This window comes from Cupriavidus necator, assembly GCF_040578825.1.
Taxonomy (GTDB): domain Bacteria; phylum Pseudomonadota; class Gammaproteobacteria; order Burkholderiales; family Burkholderiaceae; genus Cupriavidus; species Cupriavidus necator_E.
This window is the reverse complement of record NZ_JBEFLI010000048.1, coordinates 21631-41008: the sequence shown is the minus strand read 5'-3', so window position 1 is coordinate 41008 and position 19378 is coordinate 21631. Positions and strand designations below refer to the sequence as shown.

Genomic DNA, 19378 nt, shown 5'->3' with positions numbered 1-19378 from the left:
GTCTTGGCTTCGGGAAAGGCAGTCGTCAAGGAGCATTCTGGACGACTGCCTGAAGCCGGGAACTCAGTACCCGTCCGGCGCTGGCGCCAACTGCAAGCATCGCGCCAGCGCCTGCGCAGCAGGCTGGCTGATGCGGTGGAGCATCCGGTGCAAATGCGCGGAAATCCGCGCCACCCGGTGCGCAAAAAGACGGATTGCGCAGTGTAATCGCACGATTGGTGCACACTGCCATACGCCGGGGTAAAGTATGTAACGTTTTGTTAAGCCATTTTGAGCGAAAGCGATAGTCGCTAAGATACCGCCATGGAAAATACCAGCCACAAGATTCTTGTCGTCGACGATGACCCGCGTCTGCGCGATTTGCTGCGCCGCTATCTGGGCGAACAGGGTTTCACCGTGCTGGTGGCGGAGAACGCCACCGCGATGAACAAGCTCTGGCTGCGCGAGCGTTTCGACCTGCTGGTGCTGGACCTGATGATGCCGGGCGAAGACGGCCTGTCGATCTGCCGCCGGCTGCGCGGCGCCAACGACCAGACCCCGATCATCATGCTCACCGCCAAGGGCGAGGACGTGGACCGCATCGTCGGCCTGGAGATGGGCGCCGACGACTACCTCCCGAAGCCGTTCAACCCGCGCGAGCTGATCGCGCGCATCCACGCGGTGCTGCGTCGCAAGGGCCCGGCCGAAGTGCCCGGCGCCCCGTCGGAAACGCCCGAGACCTTCGCCTTCGGCGACTTCGTGCTGAACCTGGCCACACGCACGCTGACCAAGAACGACGAGGAAATCACGCTGACCACCGGCGAATTCTCGGTGCTCAAGGTGTTTGCCCGCCATCCGCGCCAGCCGCTGTCGCGCGAGAAGCTGATGGAAATGGCGCGCGGCCGTGAATACGAAGTGTTCGACCGCAGCCTGGACGTGCAGATCTCCCGGCTGCGCAAGCTGATCGAGCCGGACCCGAGCAACCCGCGCTTCATCCAGACGGTATGGGGCCTGGGCTACGTCTTCATCCCCGATGGCGTGAAATAACCGATAACGGCCGCTGTTCCTATCGTGGCTACCGTTATCGGTAGAACCGCTACGCGGTTCTTTGGTTCGCTGTTCTGGCGAACCTTCATGCTTATCGCCCTGCTATTGGCGATTTCGCTGGGCATCTGGTTCCAGAGCTACCGGCTGTTCGAACGCGCCCCGCGCGCGCAGCAGATCGCCATGCAGGTCGTCAGCGTGGTCAAGCTCACGCGCGCCGCGCTGCTCTACTCCGACCCCGCGCGGCGCCGCTTCCTGCTGCTCGACCTGGTGCAGAACGAAGGCATCAAGGTCTATCCGCGCGAAAAAGACGACGACTTCGCCGCGCCCACCGCCAATCCCTTCCTGACCGCGCTGGTGCAGCAGGAGATCCGCAGCCGGCTCGGCGAGGACACGGTGCTGGCCACCACCGTCAATGACATCCCCGGCGTCTGGGTCAGCTTCGAGATCGAGGGCGACGACTACTGGGTGGCGATCAGCCCCGAGCGTTTCGAGCGTGTGCCCGGCATCCAGTGGCTGTGGTGGAGTATCGCCGCGCTGCTGCTGTCGATCATCGGCGCGGCCTTTATCACCGCGCGCGTCAACTACCCGCTCAAGCGGCTGGCCAACGCCGCACGCGCGATCGGCGCCGGCGGCGACCCGCCGCCGCTGCCCGAGCACGGCGCCAGCGAAGTGGCGCTGGCCAACCACAGCTTCAACCAGATGGTGCGCGACCTGCGCCAGCTCGACGACGACCGCGTAGTGATGCTGGCCGGCATCTCGCACGACCTGCGCACGCCGCTGACGCGGCTGCGGCTGGAGACCGAGATGTCGCCGATGGACACCACCACGCGCGACGCGATGATCGCCGATATCGAGCAGATGGACGCCATCATCGGCCAGTTCCTCAACTACGCGCGCCCGCCGCTGGAAACGGTGGAACCGGTCGACCTGTCCGCACTGGTCCACGATGCCGTGGGCGTCTACGCCGCGCACGACGACGTGCGCGTGCGCGTGCGCGCCAACGAGCCGGTGATGGCCGTGGCCAACCGCATGGAAGTGCAGCGCATTCTCGACAATCTGGTGGAAAACGCCCGCCGCTACGCGAAGGACGAGCAAAGTGGCATGGCCGTGGTGGAAATTTCCACGCGCGTCGACGACAAGGAAGCGGTACTGACCGTGGCCGACCATGGCAACGGCGTGCCCGACGGCCAGCTCTCGCTGCTGACGCGTCCCTTCTACCGCCTCGACAGCGCGCGCAGCGAGGCCAAGGGCGCGGGCCTGGGCATGTCCATCGTCAACCGCATCATGCAGCGCAACGGTGGCCGGCTGGTGCTGGCCAACCGCCCTGCCCCCGAGACGGGCCTGGTGGTCAGCGCCTGCTTCCGGCGCGCCTGAGCCGTTTCTATTCTGGCGTGAATGTGGCGGGTTGAATCCACGGCAATCGTCACCAACTTGCCATGAGCGGGCGCCTTACGCATGGCATACTTGCCCTTCCGCATCCGCCGCTGGCCTGGGCCGATGCCACGCAGCCCCGCTTCCGTGTGCACATCCTGCAGCATGCTTTGCCTATCGGACTCTTTGAGAATATCAATTAGCCCGGTACCGGATGATCACGCATAATCACGTTTTGTCGCGGTGCACTGCAGCAAATGCAGTACCGGTCCCACGCCGGCAATGCAGCAGCGCCGCTCTCATCGCAACCGTATCAGGAGAAGTCTATGAAGACCGTTGGTGACAAGCTCGAAGCCTTCCACGTCGTCGGTGTCAAGCCGGGTTTCAACAATCACGAAGAGAACGGCCAGTCGGCTTTCGAAGACATCACCGAAAAGTCGTTCGAAGGCAAGTGGAAGATCATCTACTTCTACCCGAAGGACTTCACCTTCGTCTGCCCGACTGAAATCGTTGCCTTCGCCAAGCTGAACGGCGACTTCGCCGACCGCGACGCGATCGTGCTGGGCGGCTCGACCGACAACGAGTTCGTCAAGCTGGCATGGCGCCGCGAACACAAGGACCTGAACAAGCTGAACCAGTGGCAATTCGCCGACGTGACCGGTTCGCTGATCGACCAGCTGGGCGTGCGTGACCACGCTGCCGGCGTTGCCCTGCGCGCGACCTTCGTCGTCGACCCGGACAATGTGATCCAGCACGTTTCGGTGAACAACCTGAACGTCGGCCGCAACCCGGACGAAGTCCTGCGTATCCTGGACGGTCTGCAAACGGACGAGCTGTGCCCGTGCAACCGTGCCGTTGGTGGCGCCACGCTGTAATTTGCAGTCGGTCGCCAGACGCCGTGGCGATCCGCGGAGGGCCCTGCGCCCTCCGCTCCAAAACCCGCTCGCGCGGGTTTTTTGAGCCCCGATCGATAGGAGAAATAAATGGAATTCCTCAGCACGATTAAGAATTGCATCCCCGATTACGCCAAGGACATCCGCCTGAACGTGGACGGCACCATCGCGCGCTCTTCGCTGGAAGGCAACGATGCGGTGGGTGTGGCGCTGGCGGCGGCGTTCGCTGCGCAGAGCAAGGTGCTGGTGGACGCCATCCGTAACGCCGAGGTGCTGTCGCCCGAGGAAACCAACGGCGCGCTGACCGCGGCGGCGCTGATGGGCATGAACAACACCTGGTACCCGTACATCGAGATGGCCGACGATCCGGACCTGGCCACCCAGCCGGCCGGCCTGCGCATGAATGCCTACGCCACGCACGGCGGCGTGGACAAGCGCCGTTTCGAGATGTACGCGCTGGCCGCCTCGATCGTGGGCAAGTGCCACTTCTGCGTGAAGTCGCACTACCAGCTGCTGAAGAACGAACAGGGCATGACCGCGCAGCAGCTGCGCGACGTGGGCCGCATCGCCGCGGTGATCGTGGCTGCCGCCAACGTGATCGCTGCGCAGTAAGCCAGCCTCCAGCGCGCCCCCGCGCCCCCCGGGGCCCATCCGCGGCCCTGTAGCACAGCAGCCGGCAGCTTCCCATCAGGAATTGCCGGCTGTTCCCATCCCGCAACCGTTGCGGCGCCGGCGCTGCACTTGCGCGGCGATCGGCCTACAATCCAAGCAGGATTCGCACTTCACGCCTGCCATGACCCTGCCTTCGCCGACTTCCCCCCGCTTCCACTACCGTCTCGCCGCGGTGCACGACTGGGGCGACATCGCCGCCGTCACGCAGCAAGCCTATGGTCAGTATGAGCTGGAGATCATGGAAGACTGCCGAGCCTCGTTCCAGCGCGGCATGCAGGCGGTGCTCGCGGCGAGCAACCCGGATATGGAATGGTGGGTGGCAGAAACCGATCACGGCATCATGGGCGCCGTGCTGTTCTGCCACCCCGGCGCCACGCTGCCGGCGCTGGACGGCAGCACTATCACGCTGACCCAGCCGGAAGCGCGGCTGCTGTCCGTCAGCCCGCAGGCGCGCGGCATGGGGCTGGGCCGCACGCTGATGCAGATCTGCATCCAGCGTGCGCGCGACATCGGCTCGTCCGCGCTGCTGGTGCGCACCATGCCGGAAATGGCGTCGGCCAACCGGCTGTGCCAGCAGATGGGCTTCACCAAGCGCACTGAAGCCGGCGCGCGCAGCGGCGCGATGGCGCGCCTGATCGACTACACGTATGCCATCACGCCGGAGAATGATCCGGCGGCTGACGCTGCGAAGTAAGTAGGCGATGTTGTGCGCTGACTCGCCCAGAGAAGGCCATCAACCGTGGTGATCGCTCCCCTCTCCCGCGCGCGGGAGAGGGGAGCCCCCCAACAGCAACTTTTCAGTCCTGCACGCCCGTCACCGACGCGCGCCACACCAGCACCGCGGCCTGCGCGACGATCCCTTCCTGGCGCCCTTCGAAGCCCAGCTTCTCGTTGGTCTTGGCCTTGACGTTGCAGCGCCCCGGCGGCAGCCCCAGGTCTTCGGCCAGGTTCGCCACCATCGCGCCGATATGCGGCGCCAGCTTGGGTGCCTGCGCGATCACGGTGGCATCGACATTGCCGATTTCAAAGCCCGCCTCGCGCACGCGGCGCGCCGCCTCGCGCAACAGCACGCGGCTGTCGGCGCCGGCGAACTGCGTGTCGGTGTCGGGGAAATGGCGGCCGATATCGCCCAGCGCGGCCGCGCCGAACAGCGCGTCGGTGACCGCGTGCAGCAGCGCATCGGCATCGGAATGGCCCAGCAGGCCGCGGTCGTGGGGAATCTCCACGCCGCCCAGGATCAGCTTGCGGCCGGGCACCAGCGCGTGGACGTCATAGCCCTGTCCTACGCGGATATCGAACGGCATCATGGGGTCATGCTCCTTTGCGCGGGCCGGGCGTCGCGCCCTTGCCATCGCTTTTAACATCATCCCCCAGCAGCACTTCGGCCAGCGCGAAGTCTTCCGGGTAAGTCACCTTGAAATTGCGCAGCGAGCCGTTGACCAGCCGCGGATGCAGCCCCAGCCGCTCGATCGCGCTGGCCTCGTCGGTCACCACCGCACCGGCCGCCATGGCGTCCTGCAGCGCCTGGCGCAGCACGCCCAGGCGGAACATCTGCGGCGTCTGCGCCTGCCACAGCCCTTCGCGCGGCACCGTGGTGCCGATGCGGGCATCGCCCTGCGCCCGTTTCAGCGTATCCGGCACCGGCACCGCCAGGATGCCGCCGATGGCCGCATCGGGATCGTCGTCACCGTCGCTTTCCACCGCGCGCACCAGTGCGTGGATCATTGCCGGGGTCAGGCCCGGGCGCGCGGCGTCGTGCACCAGCACCCAGTCGCTGTCGGTCGCGCCGAGCTGCGCCAGGTGGTGCAGCCCCGCCAGCACCGAGGCATGGCGCGTATCGCCGCCGATAAAGGCGGTATCGAAGCGCAGCCCGGCAAAGGCGGCCGCGCCGAAGCGCGATTCCAGCGGCATGTCGTCGGGCGCCAGCACCAGCGCGGTGGCGTTGATGGCGTCGCACGCGGAGAACGCCGCCAGCGCGTACCAGATCATCGGCCGGCCGGCCACGGTCTGGTACTGCTTGGGCACGGTGCCGCCGGCGCGGCTGCCGGTACCGGCACAGGGAATCAGGGCAAAGCGGCGAGCGGACACGGCATCGGCAGGAAATTGAGGAGAGCAGGATCGCAGCGGGTGCCAGCGGGGCAACCGGTGCGCATTCTATAATACGGCCCTTGTCCGTCGCCATGCCGTGCCAAGTTGCGCGGCAGATGCCTCGGGCGGCGCCCCCGCGCCTGCTGTACCAATGCCTTGCTGTACTTGCCGTACCCGGTCCGACCCCCGCCCGCAACGCCGGCGGGGTGTCGTCGTTTCGAACGCACGTAGCCGACATGCCTGACGCCACACCCGCCTTCCCCTTCGTCAACCTGCCGCTGCTCAAGCCGGGGCTGCGCCACAGCGTCGCCGGCCTGCGCGGCTCGGCCGATGCGCTGGCCCTGGCCGCCTACGCGCGGCAGCACCGCGAACGCGTGCCGATGCTGGCGGTGGTGTGCGCCAATGCCGTCGACGCCCAGCGCCTGGCCGAGGAAATCCCGTGGTTCGCGCCGGAGCTGCGCGTGCGCCTGCTGCCCGACTGGGAAACCCTGCCGTACGACAGCTTCTCGCCGCACCAGGACCTGGTGTCCGAGCGCCTGGCCACGCTGCACGACATCCAGGGCGGCCAGTGCGACGTGATGCTGGTGCCGGCCACCACCGCGCTGTACCGGCTGGGGCCGCCGTCGTTCCTCGCGGCCTACACCTTTTTCTTCAAGCAGGGCGAGCGGCTCGACGAAGCGGCGCTGAAGTCCCAGTTCACGCTGGCCGGCTACGAGCACGTCAGCGCGGTGATGCGGCCCGGCGAATACAGCGTGCGCGGCGGCCTGATCGACCTGTACCCGATGGGCTCGGCGCTGCCATACCGGATCGACCTGTTCGGCGACGAGATCGAGACCATCCGCGCGTTCGACCCGGACACGCAGCGCAGCCTGTATCCGGTCAAGGAAGTGCGGCTGCTGCCGGGGCGCGAATTCCCGCTCGACGAAGCCGCGCGTACCGCCTTTCGCGGCCGCTGGCGCGAGGTGTTCGAGGGCGACCCGACCAAGTCGCCGATCTACAAGGACATCGGCAACGGCGTGCCGTCGGCCGGCATCGAGTACTACCTGCCGCTGTTCTTCGAGCAGAGCGCGACCGTGTTCGACTACCTGCCCGCCGATACGCAGCTCGCGTTCGCCGGCAATGTCGACGAAGCCATCCGCCGCTTCTGGGCCGACACCACGCAGCGCTACAACTTCATGCGGCACGACCGCGAGCGCCCGCTGTTGCCGCCGTCGGCGCTGTTCCTGTCCGAAGAGCAGTTCTTCGTCGCGGCCAAGCCGATGGCGCGGCTGGTGCTGCAGGCCGAGGCCAACGGCGACCAGCCGCCCTTCTCCGCGATGCTGCCCGACGTCTCGGTCAACCGCCGCGCCGAAGACCCGCTGGTCAACCTGGAGTCCCTGCTGCTCGACAAGCAGAGCCGCGTGCTGATGTGTGCCGACTCCGCCGGCCGCCGCGAGACGCTGCTGCAACTCTTTGCCGAAAGCGGCCTGCGTCCGCAGCCGGTGGACGACTTTGCCGCCTTCCTGGCGGGCGAAGCGCATTTCTCGATTGCGGTGGCGCCGCTGCAGAGCGGCTTCGCGCTGCCGCAGGGGCAACTGGCATTCGTCACCGAGGCCGAGCTCTACGCCGGCACCGCGCGCCGCACCGGGCGCCGCAAGCAGGAGCAGGCCTCCGCCGTCGACTCGATGGTGCGCGACCTGGCCGAGCTGAAGATCGGCGACCCGGTTGTACACAGCGAGCACGGCATCGGCCGCTACCAGGGCCTGGTCACGCTCGACATGGGCCAGGGCGACGAAGAATTCCTGCACCTGGACTACGACAAGGGTAGCAAGCTGTACGTGCCGGTGCACCAGCTTCACGTGATCTCGCGCTACTCCGGGGCCGACCCGGACACCGCGCCGCTGCACCACCTGGGCTCGGGCCAGTGGGACAAGGCCAAGCGCAAGGCCGCGCAGCAGATCCGCGACACCGCGGCCGAACTGCTCAACCTGTACGCGCGCCGCGCCGCGCGCGAAGGCTTTGCCTTCCCGCTGTCGCCGAAGGACTACGAGACCTTTGCCGAGAGCTTCGGCTTCGAGGAAACGCCGGACCAGGCGGCCGCAATTGCCGCGGTGATCGCCGACATGACCTCGGGCAAGCCGATGGACCGGCTGGTGTGCGGCGACGTCGGCTTCGGCAAGACCGAGGTGGCGCTGCGCGCCGCCTTTGTCGCGGTGCTGGGCGGCAAGCAGGTGGCGATGCTGGCGCCGACCACGCTGCTGGCCGAGCAGCATTTCCAGACGCTGTCGGACCGCTTTGCCGAATGGCCGGTGCGCATCGTCGAGCTGTCGCGCTTCAAGACCAGGAAGGAAATCGACGCGGCCATCAAGCAGATCAACGAAGGCACCGTCGATATCGTCATCGGCACCCACAAGATCCTGTCCGACCAGGTGAAGTTCCAGCGCCTGGGGCTGGTCATCATCGACGAGGAGCACCGCTTCGGCGTGCGCCAGAAGGAAGCGCTGAAGACGCTGCGCGCCGAGGTCGACGTGCTGACGCTGACCGCCACGCCGATTCCACGCACGCTGGGCATGGCGCTGGAGGGGCTGCGCGACTTCTCGGTGATTGCCACCGCGCCGCAGAAGCGGCTGGCCATCAAGACTTTCGTGCGGCGCGAAGAAGACGGCGTGATCCGCGAGGCCATCCTGCGCGAGCTCAAGCGCGGCGGCCAGGTCTACTTCCTGCACAACGAGGTCGAGACCATCGAGAACAAGCGCGCCAGGCTGGCCGAGCTGGTGCCCGAGGCACGCATCGCGGTTGCGCACGGCCAGATGCACGAGCGCGAGCTGGAACGCGTGATGCGCGATTTCGTCTCGCGCCGCGACAACATCCTGCTGTGCACGACGATCATCGAGACCGGCATCGACGTGCCGACCGCCAACACCATCCTGATCCACCGCTCCGACAAGTTCGGCCTGGCGCAGCTGCATCAGTTACGCGGCCGCGTCGGGCGCTCGCACCACCAGGCCTATGCCTACCTGCTGGTGCATGACGTCGACGGGCTGACCAGGCAGGCGCAGCGCCGGCTGGAAGCGATCCAGCAGATGGAAGAGCTGGGCTCGGGCTTCTACCTGGCCATGCACGACCTGGAGATCCGCGGCGCGGGCGAAGTGCTGGGCGACAAGCAGTCGGGCGAGATCCACGAAATCGGCTTCCAGCTCTATACCGATATGCTCAACGCCGCGGTCAAGGCGCTGAAGGCCGGCCAGGAGCCGGACCTGATGGCGCCGCTGGCCGCCACCACCGAAATCAACCTCGGCACGCCGGCGCTGCTGCCCAACGACTACTGCGCCGACGTGCATGAACGGTTGTCGCTGTACAAGCGGCTGGCCAACTGCGAGACCGCGGAGCGCGTCGACGATATCCAGGAAGAACTGATCGACCGCTTCGGCCGCCTGCCCGCGCAAGCACAGGCGCTGGTGGAAACGCACCGGCTGCGCATTGCCGCGGCACCGCTGGGCGTGCGCAAGATCGATGCGGGCGAGGCCACCATCAGCGTGCAGTTCGTGCCCAATCCGCCGGTGGATGCAATGCGCATCATCGACCTGGTGCAGAAGAACCGCCATATCAAGCTGGCCGGCCAGGACAAGCTGCGCATCGAGGCCAAGATGCCGGACGTGGCGGTGCGCGCGCAGACAATCAAGCATACGTTGCGGCAACTGGCCTGATGGCGCCGGCCTGAGGCGGCGGGCGCATGGACTGAGCGCCCGCCCGGGTGTAGCATCAAACCCTTAACAAGTCAGCGATAGCGCCCCCATGCACGCTCAAGCCGCCGCTTCCCGCCAGCCCGCCACCGAATCCGCAGCGCGCGGCAGCGCGCTCGAATGGACCCAGCGGCTAGTCGCGTACGACACCACCAGCCGCCATTCCAACCTGGGCCTGATCGAGACCGTACGCGATCATTTCCTGGCCAGGGGATTGAAACCGCATCTGAGCTATAACACCCAGCAGGACAAGGCCAACCTGTTCGTCACCGTGCCCGCCGCCAATGGCGACACCAATGGCGGCATCGTGCTGTCGGGCCATACCGACGTGGTGCCGGTCGACGGCCAGGACTGGACCACCGACCCGTTCAAGCCGGTGATCCGCGACGGCAGGCTCTATGGCCGCGGCACCTGCGACATGAAAGGGTTTATCGGCACCAGCCTGGCGCTGCTGCCGACGATCCTGGAGGCGAAGCTGCGCGAGCCGGTGCACTATGCGCTGTCGTTCGACGAAGAGATCGGCTGCATGGGTGCGCCCTATCTGCTGGCCGAGTTGCGCAAGCGCGGCGTGACGCCCGGCGGCTGCATCGTCGGCGAGCCCACCAGCATGCGCGTGATCGTCGCGCACAAGGGCATCAATGCCTACCGCTGCTGCGTCAAGGGCCAGGCCGCGCACTCGTCGCTGACGCCGCGCGGCGTCAATGCGATCGAATACGCGGCGCGCCTGATCTGCTTCATCCGCGATATCGCCGACGAGTTCAGGGCCAACGGTCCCTACGACCAGGCCTTCGACGTGCCCTACACCACCGCGCAGACCGGCACCATCCAGGGCGGCATCGCGCTCAACACCATCCCCGCGCTGTGCGAGTTCGTGTTCGAGTTCCGCAACCTGCCGGGGGTCGATCCGGAAGCGATCTACGCGCGCATCCATGCGTACGCCAACGACGTGCTGCTGCCGAAGATGCGTGCCGAACATGCCGATGCCGACCTGACGCTGAGCAAGGTGGCTGCGGCGCCGTCGCTGGACGTGGCCGAGCAGGCTGCGATTACGCAGCTGGTGCGGGCGCTGACGGCTGATCGCGATACCAACAAGGTGGCCTATGGCACCGAGGCGGGGCTGTTCCAGCGTGCGGGAATCCCCGCCGTGGTGTGCGGGCCCGGCGATATCCAGCAGGCGCACAAGCCGGATGAGTTTGTCGCGCTGGAGCAGCTCGCGGCGTGCGAGGCGTTCCTGCATAAGGTGGTCGACAGTCTGCGCGTGGCGGCCTGCCAGGCTTGACTTTGCTTTGCTGCGTCGGCATTTCGTCGATACCAGCATCCGGAACTCGGCAACTACGAGACCCGCACCGCCAGACTGGTGGCCGACCACCTGCGCAAGCTCGGCATGGAAGTGAAGACGGGCGTGGCCAAGACCGGCGTGGTGGGGGTGCTCAAGGGCGGCAAGGCCGGCCCGGTGGTGGCGCTGCGTGCCGACATGGATGCGCTGCCGGTGAAGGAACGCGTGGACGTGCCGTTCGCGTCGAAGGCCAAGGGCCAGTACCTGGGCAAGGAAGTGGACGTGATGCACGCCTGCGGCCACGACACCCACGTGGCGATCTTGATGGCGACCGCCGAAGTGCTGGCCGGCATGAAGGACCAGCTTCCCGGCACGGTGAAGTTCATCTTCCAGCCCGCCGAAGAAAGCCCGGCCGACTTCGAGCCCAACGGCTCCAACACGTGGGGCGCCAAGCAGATGGTGTCCGAGGGTGTGCTGGACAACCCGAAGGTCGATGCCATCTTCGGCCTGCACGTGACCAGCGGCATCGAATCCGGCAAGCTCGGCTGGCGCAGCGGCGCGTCGATGGCCGCGGCCGACCAGTTCTGGATCGACGTCAAGGGCCGCCAGACGCATGGCGCGCGGCCGTGGGGCGGGATCGACCCGATCGTGGTCGCGTCGCAGATCGTGATGGGCCTGCAGACCATCCAGAGCCGCCAGGTCAATGCCATGCTGGAACCGTCGGTGATCACCGTCGGCACCATCCACGGCGGCAACCGCATGAACATCGTGCCGGAGAAGGTCGAGATGATGGGCACGGTGCGCACCTATGACGAAGGCATGAAGAAGGACATCCATGCCCGCATGAAGCGCACCACCGAGGCCATCGCCAGCAGCGCCGGCGCCGAGGCCAGCTTCCGCGTGGTCGAGCTGTACAACGCCACCATCAACCAGCCGGCGCTGACCGAGAAGATGGCGCCCACGCTGCAGCGCGTGGCCGGCGACGGCAACTGGATGATCACGCCCAAGGCGACTGCGTCGGAGGACTTCTCGTTCTACCAGGAGAAGGTGCCGGGGTTGTTCTTCAACCTCGGCGTGACGCCGAAGGGCCAGGATGTGAACAAGGCGCCTTCCAACCACTCGCCCGAGTTCTATGTGGACGAGCCGGCGCTGATCAACGGCGTGCGTGCGCTGTCCAACCTGACGGTGGACTACATGGTGATGGCGCAGCGCTGAGCGGCCCCCGGGCTGAACGGACTGACGCGGCGCGGGCGGGCGCGGCTACAATATCGGTTTTGCCGCGTTGCAGCCCCCGCCTTTCCGTCCCCCGGGAAGCGCGCCCGCCCGCGCCCAGCCCCGATCTTCTTCTGTCATGCCCCTGATTCTCCAGAGCACCGCCCCGCTTGCCGCCGCCGACCTCGACACCGCCCGCACGCTGGCCCGCGCCTCCGAACTCGTGCCGCGCAGCGACACCGTGGCCGCGGCCGGGGACTGCGCGCCGCTGACGCCGGCGCTGCGCGATACGCTGGACGACTTCTGCGGCCCGCGCGCGATCGACTGGGCGGTGGTGCCGGCCGGACGCAAGCTGTCTGACTTCCGCCTGGTGGCGATGGACATGGACTCGACGCTGATTACCATCGAGTGCATCGACGAGATCGCCGACTTCTGCGGGCTCAAGGCCGAGGTCTCGGCCATCACCGAAGCCGCCATGCGTGGCGAGATCACCGATTTCAACGAGAGCCTGCGCCGCCGCGTGGCGCTGCTCAAGGGCCTGGACGCGAGCGTGCTGGACCGCGTCTACGAAGAGCGCCTGCGCCTGTCCCCGGGCGCCGAGCGCATGCTGCAGACCGTGCAGGCGCTTGGCCTGCGCACGCTGCTGGTGTCCGGCGGCTTCGTGCATTTCACCGAACAGCTCAAGTCGAGGCTCAGGCTCGACTTCACACGTGCCAACACGCTGGAGATCGTCGACGGCAAGCTGACCGGCAATGTGGTCGGCGAGATCGTCAATGCGGACGTCAAGGCGCGCACCGTGCAGGAAGTGTGCGCGCAGATCGGCGCCACGCCGGACCAGGCCATCGTGATGGGCGACGGCTCCAACGACCTGAAGATGATGGCGGTGGCCGGGCTGTCGGTCGCGTTCCGCGCCAAGCCGGTGGTGCGGACGCAGGCCAGCGTCGCGTTTAACCATGTCGGGCTGGACGGGCTGCTGGCGCTGTTCCCGCACTGAGCCTCCCGCCCCAGGGGTCGCCTTGGAGCGACCCGGGGCGAAGCACACCAATAAGTGACAGCAGCCGCGGCTGCCGTCCGATGTGAAGAAATCCCCTGCTACCGCAACGCCGCCACCACATTCCGCTTGCACGCACAAATGCGAATCATTACCATTAATGTTTCGATTCGCTGACATTCCCCCCATGCAAGTTCTGGCCGTCTTCCTCGGCCTGGCTGCGGCGGCATGCCTGTACCTGGCTGCCCCCAACCAGGTCCTGTTGCCGCGCGGCGCCGGTGCACCGTCGGGTGTGCTGGGCTGGCTCGGCCTGGCGCTGGTGATCCTGAGCACCTGGCTGTGGAGCACCACTGACGGCTGGCCGGTGGCAATCGCCGCCACGCTGGCGACGGTGCCGTGCGCGCTGTCGCTGTGGCCGTTTGTCGGCACCTATGTCGACCGCGGGCGCCAGTCCTCGCGGAGGCAACAGGCATGAGCGCCGACCCCTCCTCGATGGGCACCAAATGGCTGGCCGGCGCGCTGCTGGGCCTGCCGCTGGCGGTGGCGCTGTGCACGCTGGCCATCCTGTGGCTGCCGGGCGGCTGGGAAACCGGCCTGGTCGCGGCCGTGGTGGCCTGCCTGCCGGTGTGGGTGGCCATCATCAGCTGCAGCCTGCTGTTCCGCTCCAGCAAGTCCGCCTGGCTGTGGCTGGGCGGCGCCAACCTGCTCTGCTTCGGCGCACTGTGGGCATTGCGCCTGACCGGCGCCGCGCCGGCCGCACTGGCGGCGCTGCACGGCCTGTCCGCCTCCTGAGAATGCCCATCATGAAAACCGCTACCCTGCGCCTGTACCAGACGCTGCACACCTGGGTCGGCCTGATGGCCGGCTGGGCCCTCTTTATCGCCTTCTTTGCCGGCGCCGTGACCGTGTTCCATCACGAGCTGCACGTATGGCAATCGCCGTCCCGGCTCAAGGGCAATGCGCCGGTCGAGGCCAAGGCCAACCCGGCCGCGGTCGACCGCTTCATGCAGAAACTGGTGACGATCCACCCGGAAGCCGCCGCCAGCGCCTACGTGATCATGCCGTCGGAGGGCGAGCCCAATATCTCGGCCTACTGGCAGGACAAGGCCGGCGAATGGCAGATGACCACCGACGCGCGCCTGGCCGGCGACGCCGCGATGCAGCGCGACACCTCGCGCGACCAGGTGATCGGCGAGCTGTCGGCGTTCCTGAACAGCCTGCACTACTCGCTCGGCATCCCGGTCGGCGGCATCTATTTCATGGGCGCGATCTCGGTGCTGTACGGGCTGGCGCTGGTATCGGGCGTGCTGCTGCACCTGCCGCGGCTGAAGAAGGACCTGTTCGCGGTGCGCCCGGGGCGCAACCTGAAGCGCTTCTGGATGGACACGCACAATGTGCTGGGCCTGTTCAGCCTGCCCTTCCACCTGGTCTTTGCCTTCACCGGCGCGCTGTTCTGCCTGTCGCTGGTGCTGATGATGGTGTTCAACACGCTGACCTTCGACGGCCGCCTGTTCGAAGCGGTGCCACGCGCCACCACCGCGGTGCCCGAGGTTGCCGCGGCCGGCCGCGCGGTGCCGACCATGCCGACCGAAACGCTGCTCAGCATCGCCCGCGCGCACGGCGGCGAGCGCTTTACGCCCGAGTCGTTCCGCTTCCAGCGCTACGGTGATGCCAACGCCGTGGTCGAAGTGCGCGGCAGCAGCACGCGGGCGCTCGGCAATATGGGCTCGGTCGGCATCCACGCCGCCAGCGGCGAGCCCAATGCGGGCCAGCTGACCGCCAACCAGACCGCCGGCGCGCGCGACGGCAACCACGGGCTCTACAGCGCGCTGTACGCGCTGCATTTCGGCACCTTCGGCGAACTGCCGGTGCGGCTGGTCTACCTGCTGGCGGGACTGGCCGGCGCGTTCCTGCTCTATTCGGGCAACCTGCTGTGGATCGAATCGCGGCGCAAGCTGCGCCAGGCCGAGCAGCCGCGCGTGCACCGCCTGCTGGCGCAGGCCACCGTCGGCGTCTGCATCGGCTGCTGCATCGGCGTGGCGCTGTGCTTCCCGGCGGCGCTGCTGTGGCCGGAGCGCGCGGTCAGCTATACGTACTTCACGGTCTTCGCGCTGGCCTGCGCCTGGGCGCTGCTGCGGGCGCCGGTGCGCGCGGCGGTCGAGCTGCTGTACGTGGCGGCGCTGGCGTCGCTGACGGTGCCGCTGTCGAATGCGATCCTGACGGGCGACCACCTGCTGCATGCGATCCCGAGCGGGCACTGGATCATTGCCGGCTTCGATATCGGCGCGATCGCGCTGGCCGTGGGCTTTGCCGCGCTGGCACGGGCTACGCAGCGCAGGGCGCGCAGCGGGCCGGCAGAGTCGGTGTGGGCGCTGCCGCGGGCGCGTGCGGTGCAGGCGAGCGCTGGGGCCAAGGGGATGCCGAGCGCGGATATGTCGTGAGCAGCGGGTTTTGAAGTACTCCCTCTCCCGCAGGCGGAAGAGGGGAGAAAACCAGCGGTGCGCGAAGCCTTTTCAGCAAACGCGGCGGTGTCCGTCTTGCGTTGCAGCCGCCACCAGTCACCCTCTGCCCTACACTACCTGAGCCCCACCACAACGAGCCCAAGCCATGGAATCCACCTTCCACCAGTTTTCCGAACTGTTCGCCCAACTCGGCCTGCCGTCCGACGAAGCCAGCATCCGCACCTTTATCGGCACGCATGCGCCGCTGCCAGACGATGTCGAGTTGGCCGAAGCGCCGTTCTGGACGCCCGCGCAGGCCACGCTGTTGCGCGATGAGCTGCTCGACGACGCCGACTGGGCCGAAGTGGTCGACCAGCTCAATCTTGCGCTGCGCCAGCCTACCTGAGCATTCCTAGGCGGCGAGCTGCGCCTCCATCGCCTGGCGCAGGTCGGCGATCAGGTCGCGCGTGTCTTCCAGGCCGATATAGAGCCGCACCAGTTCGCCGGTGTCCTGCCACCCTGCCGGCGGCCATGTGCCCGCGGGGCGCATGGTCGGGACGTGGTACGGTACCGCCAGGCTGTGCGCGCCGCCCCAGGACCAGCCGATCGCAAACAACTGCAGCGCCTCGACAAAGGCATCGACCTGCTTGCGCGAGTAGCGTGCGCGCAGGATGATCGCGAACAGCCCGCTGGCGCCGGTGAAGTCGCGCCGCCAGTTGGCATGCCCCGGGCAGTCCGGCAGCGCGGGATGCAGCACGCGCGCCACCTCCGGCCGCTGGCACAGCCACTCGGCCACCTCGCGCGCGGCACGGTCATGGGCGGCCAGGCGCACCGGCAGGCTTGGCAGCCCGCGCAGCACCAGGTGGCAGTCGTCGGCGGAGACACCCCACCCCATCAGCATGCGGGTGCGCCTCAGGCGGTCATGCAGTGCGTCGTCGTGCGTCAGCACCGCGCCCATCAGCACGTCGCTGCCGCCGGACTGGTACTTGGTGAGTGCCTGCACCGAGATATCGATGCCCTTGTCGAACGGACGGAAGTAGACGCCGCCGGACCAGGTATTGTCGATCGCGGTCAGCACCCCGCGCGCGCGCGCGGCGGCAACGATGGCTTCGCTGTCAGGCACTTCCATCGTCACCGACCCCGGCGCTTCCATCCAGATCAGGCGCGTATTGGGGCGGATCATCGCTTCCAGGCCGGCGGCGTCCATCGGGTCGTAATAGCGCACGTTGACGCCGAAATCCCGGGCCAGCCATTCGCCGTGGTCGCGATTGGGGCCGTAGACGTTGTGCGGCACCAGTACGTCGTCGCCGCTCTTGAGCAGCGCGAAGTACACCAGTGAGATCGCCGCCAGCCCCGACGGCTGCAGCAGCGTATGGCGCGCGCCTTCGATCAGCGCCAGGTGCTGGCACAGCGCCTCGCTGGTCGGCGTGGCGTGCAGGCCGTAGCGCCAGTACGTGGTGGCGCCGTCGCCCTGCGCGCGCAATTCGGCGAGGTTGCGGAACACCACGGTCGAGCCGCGATGCGTGGCAGGCGAGAACGAGGCAAAGCCGGGCGCGATATCCAGCTCGGGCTGGACCGCGACGGTTTGCAGGAAATGGGAGGATGCGGGCTTGTCGGATGGCGAATCGGACACGGCGGATTCCTTGCTGGCTGCTGCCCGGCCGCGGCGCGATGCCGTTGGACATTGCGCGGGCCGGCCAGGAATGAGGCTCGGTGAGCCTTCGAGCTTACCAGCAAATGCCGGCCGCATCACCGGCAACGATCACCGCCTGCGCCGCAGGCAGGGATTACCAGCCGGAAATTGACGACTTGGGCGGCGGCGGCGCGTAGGTGACGCCGCTGTTGGGCGTCATGTCGAACGGGGGAATCACCAGCACGCCCAGCGGGCGGATAGAGAACGGCAGCACAACGGCGGGGTTGAAGGCATCGGTCCAGGTGCCGCGCACCGCACCGCTGGCATCGATGGTGCCCTCCCAGTTGCCCGACACGCGCGTGCCGTCGTCGGACTCTTCCATCAGGAAGGCGCCATCCTCCCATTCGCCGGCCAGCAGCCGGACGCCGGCGCCGCGGCCGGTGTATTCGCCGCGCACGCTGTCGCGCTCGTCGGGCTTGGGACCCAGGCGCAGCCGTACCGGCTCGTCGCCGACCTTGCCGACATAGACCGGCAGCGCTGCATACTCAGGACGGGGCACCAACGGCTTGGGCGCGCCGGTGGACAATGCGGCGCTGCGCCGCGCTTCGCCATCGCGGATGGCCTGGTTGATGCCCAGGCCTTCCCCGCCACCGGACGCAGCCCCCACTGGGACGGTCGACAGCGCGGTGGCGGGCGCCGCCTGCGCCGCACCCGCGAGGACGAGCGCGGCGGCCAGTCCCAGGGCCGGAATCGACCCCAGGGTCTTTGTCAGCAAAGCCAGGCGCAAGGCAAACCCTCAGATCCGTTCGAAGATGGCGGCAATGCCCTGCCCGCCGCCGATGCACATCGTCACCAGTGCGTAGCGGCCCTGCACCCGTTGCAGCTCATACAGCGCTTTCACCGTGATCAGCGCGCCGGTGGCGCCGATCGGGTGACCCAGCGAGATGCCCGAGCCGTTCGGGTTGACCTTGGCCGGATCCAGCCCGAGCGCCTTGGTCACCGCGCAGGCCTGCGCGGCAAAGGCCTCGTTGGCTTCGATCACGTCCAGGTCCGACACCTGCAGGCCGGCGCGCTCCAGCGCGATCTTCGTCGCCGGCACCGGGCCGATGCCCATCGTCTTGGGATCGACGCCGGCGTGGCCGTACGACACCAGCCGAGCCATCGGCTTCAGCCCGCGGCGCTCGGCTTCGGCGCGCTCCATCATCACCACGGCGGCGGCCGCGTCGTTCAGGCCCGAGGCATTGCCAGCGGTGACGGTGCCGTTCTCCTTGACGAAGACCGGCCGGAGCTTGGTCATGTCGTCCATGGTGGCGTCATGGCGCACATGCTCGTCGGTGTCGAACGTGACGTCGCCCTTGCGGCCCTTGGTCACCACCGGGACGATCTGGTCCTTGAAGTAGCCGGCCTTGATCGCGGCGGAGGCGCGGCGGTGCGATTCCAGCGCGGCCTCGTCCTGCTGCGCGCGCGAGATGTCGTATTCCTTGGCGACATTCTCGGCGGTCACGCCCATGTGGATGCGGTGGAAGGGATCGTGCAGCGCGCCCAGCATCATGTCGACCAGGCCGGCATCGCCCATGCGGGCGCCCCAGCGCGCCGCCGGCGCCAGGTACGGCGCGCGGCTCATGCTCTCGGCGCCGCCGCCGATGGCCACGTCGGTATCGCCCAGCAGGATGGTCTGCGCGGCGCTGATGATGGCCTGCAGGCCGGAGCCGCACAGGCGGTTGACGGTCAGCGCGGGCGCATTGGTCGACACCCCGCCATTGACGGCCGCGACGCGGCCCAGGTACATGTCGCGCGGCTCGGTCTGGATCACATTGCCGAACACCACATGGCCAACGTCATCGCCCGATACCTGCGCGCGCGCCAGCGCCTCGCGCACGACCAGCGCGCCCATCTCCGTCGGTGCCACCTCCTTCAGGCTGCCGCCAAAGGTCCCGATCGCGGTACGGGCACCGCTCACCACTACGACTTCACGCGTCATGACTTGTCTCCTTGGGGGGTTATGTTGCACTGCACAGTATAGCGGGACGCTGGCAGAATCGAACGACCGTAC

General features: G+C 67.6%; 17 protein-coding genes and 1 pseudogene. 13 read left to right on the top strand and 5 right to left on the bottom strand.

All coding sequences use genetic code 11. The annotated features are described in order from the left end of the window. Positions 1-303: 303 nt before the first annotated feature. The 5 genes from ompR to AB1I47_RS22070 all read left to right on the top strand — a co-directional run bounded on the left by ompR (position 304) and on the right by AB1I47_RS22070 (position 4656). On the top strand, positions 304-1026 hold the full coding sequence (gene ompR, locus AB1I47_RS22090) for an osmolarity response regulator transcription factor OmpR (RefSeq protein ID WP_010810107.1): 723 nt from the start codon (positions 304-306) through the stop codon (positions 1024-1026). Positions 1027-1050: 24 nt separating this feature from the next. Next, on the top strand, positions 1051-2400 hold the full coding sequence (locus AB1I47_RS22085; RefSeq protein ID WP_354685851.1) for an ATP-binding protein: 1350 nt from the start codon (positions 1051-1053) through the stop codon (positions 2398-2400). Between the two features lie 323 nt (positions 2401-2723). Then, a complete protein-coding gene (locus AB1I47_RS22080; RefSeq protein WP_022534521.1) occupies positions 2724-3272 on the top strand; it encodes a peroxiredoxin in 549 nt (182 codons plus the stop codon). 108 nt (positions 3273-3380) lie between these two features. Next, positions 3381-3902 (top strand): carboxymuconolactone decarboxylase family protein, encoded by a 522-nt coding sequence (locus AB1I47_RS22075; RefSeq protein ID WP_354685850.1) that lies wholly within the window; start codon positions 3381-3383, stop codon positions 3900-3902. A gap of 181 nt (positions 3903-4083) precedes the next feature. Continuing rightward, positions 4084-4656 carry a GNAT family N-acetyltransferase gene (locus AB1I47_RS22070; protein ID WP_354685849.1) on the top strand — a complete coding sequence of 191 codons (573 nt, stop codon included), beginning with the start codon at positions 4084-4086 and terminating at the stop codon, positions 4654-4656. 103 nt (positions 4657-4759) lie between these two features. Here AB1I47_RS22070 and ispF read toward each other — a convergent pair whose 3' ends face one another. Beyond that, a complete protein-coding gene (gene ispF / locus AB1I47_RS22065; RefSeq protein WP_354685848.1) occupies positions 4760-5269 on the bottom strand; it encodes a 2-C-methyl-D-erythritol 2,4-cyclodiphosphate synthase in 510 nt (169 codons plus the stop codon). A gap of 4 nt (positions 5270-5273) precedes the next feature. Continuing rightward, positions 5274-6050, bottom strand: coding sequence for a 2-C-methyl-D-erythritol 4-phosphate cytidylyltransferase (ispD, locus tag AB1I47_RS22060; RefSeq protein ID WP_354685847.1), 777 nt, complete (start codon positions 6048-6050; stop codon positions 5274-5276). A 236-nt stretch (positions 6051-6286) separates the two neighbouring features. Between ispD and mfd the strand changes: the two genes are divergently transcribed. From mfd to AB1I47_RS22020, 8 genes and pseudogenes are all read left to right on the top strand, one after another. Beyond that, positions 6287-9736, top strand: coding sequence for a transcription-repair coupling factor (mfd, locus tag AB1I47_RS22055; RefSeq protein ID WP_354685846.1), 3450 nt, complete (start codon positions 6287-6289; stop codon positions 9734-9736). 88 nt (positions 9737-9824) lie between these two features. Further along, positions 9825-11051: an acetylornithine deacetylase gene (argE, locus tag AB1I47_RS22050; RefSeq protein WP_354685845.1), complete on the top strand. Its 1227-nt coding sequence runs from the start codon at positions 9825-9827 to the stop codon at positions 11049-11051. Between the two features lie 18 nt (positions 11052-11069). Further along, positions 11070-12263, top strand: a pseudogene (locus AB1I47_RS22045) (amidohydrolase); the annotation flags it as partial. Between the two features lie 136 nt (positions 12264-12399). After that, a complete protein-coding gene (gene serB / locus AB1I47_RS22040) occupies positions 12400-13254 on the top strand; it encodes a phosphoserine phosphatase SerB (RefSeq protein ID WP_354685844.1) in 855 nt (284 codons plus the stop codon). A gap of 184 nt (positions 13255-13438) precedes the next feature. After that, positions 13439-13726: a hypothetical protein gene (locus AB1I47_RS22035; RefSeq protein WP_354685843.1), complete on the top strand. Its 288-nt coding sequence runs from the start codon at positions 13439-13441 to the stop codon at positions 13724-13726. After that, on the top strand, positions 13723-14043 hold the full coding sequence (locus AB1I47_RS22030; RefSeq protein WP_354685842.1) for a hypothetical protein: 321 nt from the start codon (positions 13723-13725) through the stop codon (positions 14041-14043). Before AB1I47_RS22035 ends, AB1I47_RS22030 begins: the two co-directional genes overlap by 4 nt. Positions 14044-14054: 11 nt before the next feature. Next, positions 14055-15692 (top strand): PepSY-associated TM helix domain-containing protein, encoded by a 1638-nt coding sequence (locus tag AB1I47_RS22025; protein WP_354685841.1) that lies wholly within the window; start codon positions 14055-14057, stop codon positions 15690-15692. Between the two features lie 166 nt (positions 15693-15858). Then, on the top strand, positions 15859-16098 hold the full coding sequence (locus AB1I47_RS22020) for a DUF2789 domain-containing protein (protein ID WP_354685840.1): 240 nt from the start codon (positions 15859-15861) through the stop codon (positions 16096-16098). 6 nt (positions 16099-16104) lie between these two features. Here AB1I47_RS22020 and AB1I47_RS22015 read toward each other — a convergent pair whose 3' ends face one another. The 3 genes from AB1I47_RS22015 to bktB all read right to left on the bottom strand — a co-directional run bounded on the left by AB1I47_RS22015 (position 16105) and on the right by bktB (position 19306). Continuing rightward, positions 16105-17325: a cystathionine beta-lyase gene (locus tag AB1I47_RS22015; protein WP_354685839.1), complete on the bottom strand. Its 1221-nt coding sequence runs from the start codon at positions 17323-17325 to the stop codon at positions 16105-16107. Between the two features lie 154 nt (positions 17326-17479). After that, positions 17480-18112, bottom strand: coding sequence for a hypothetical protein (locus AB1I47_RS22010; RefSeq protein WP_354685838.1), 633 nt, complete (start codon positions 18110-18112; stop codon positions 17480-17482). Positions 18113-18121: 9 nt separating this feature from the next. Beyond that, the gene (gene bktB / locus AB1I47_RS22005; RefSeq protein WP_354685837.1) at positions 18122-19306 is read right to left on the bottom strand and encodes a beta-ketothiolase BktB; all 1185 of its coding nucleotides are present in this window, start codon (positions 19304-19306) and stop codon (positions 18122-18124) included. Positions 19307-19378 lie beyond the last annotated feature (72 nt).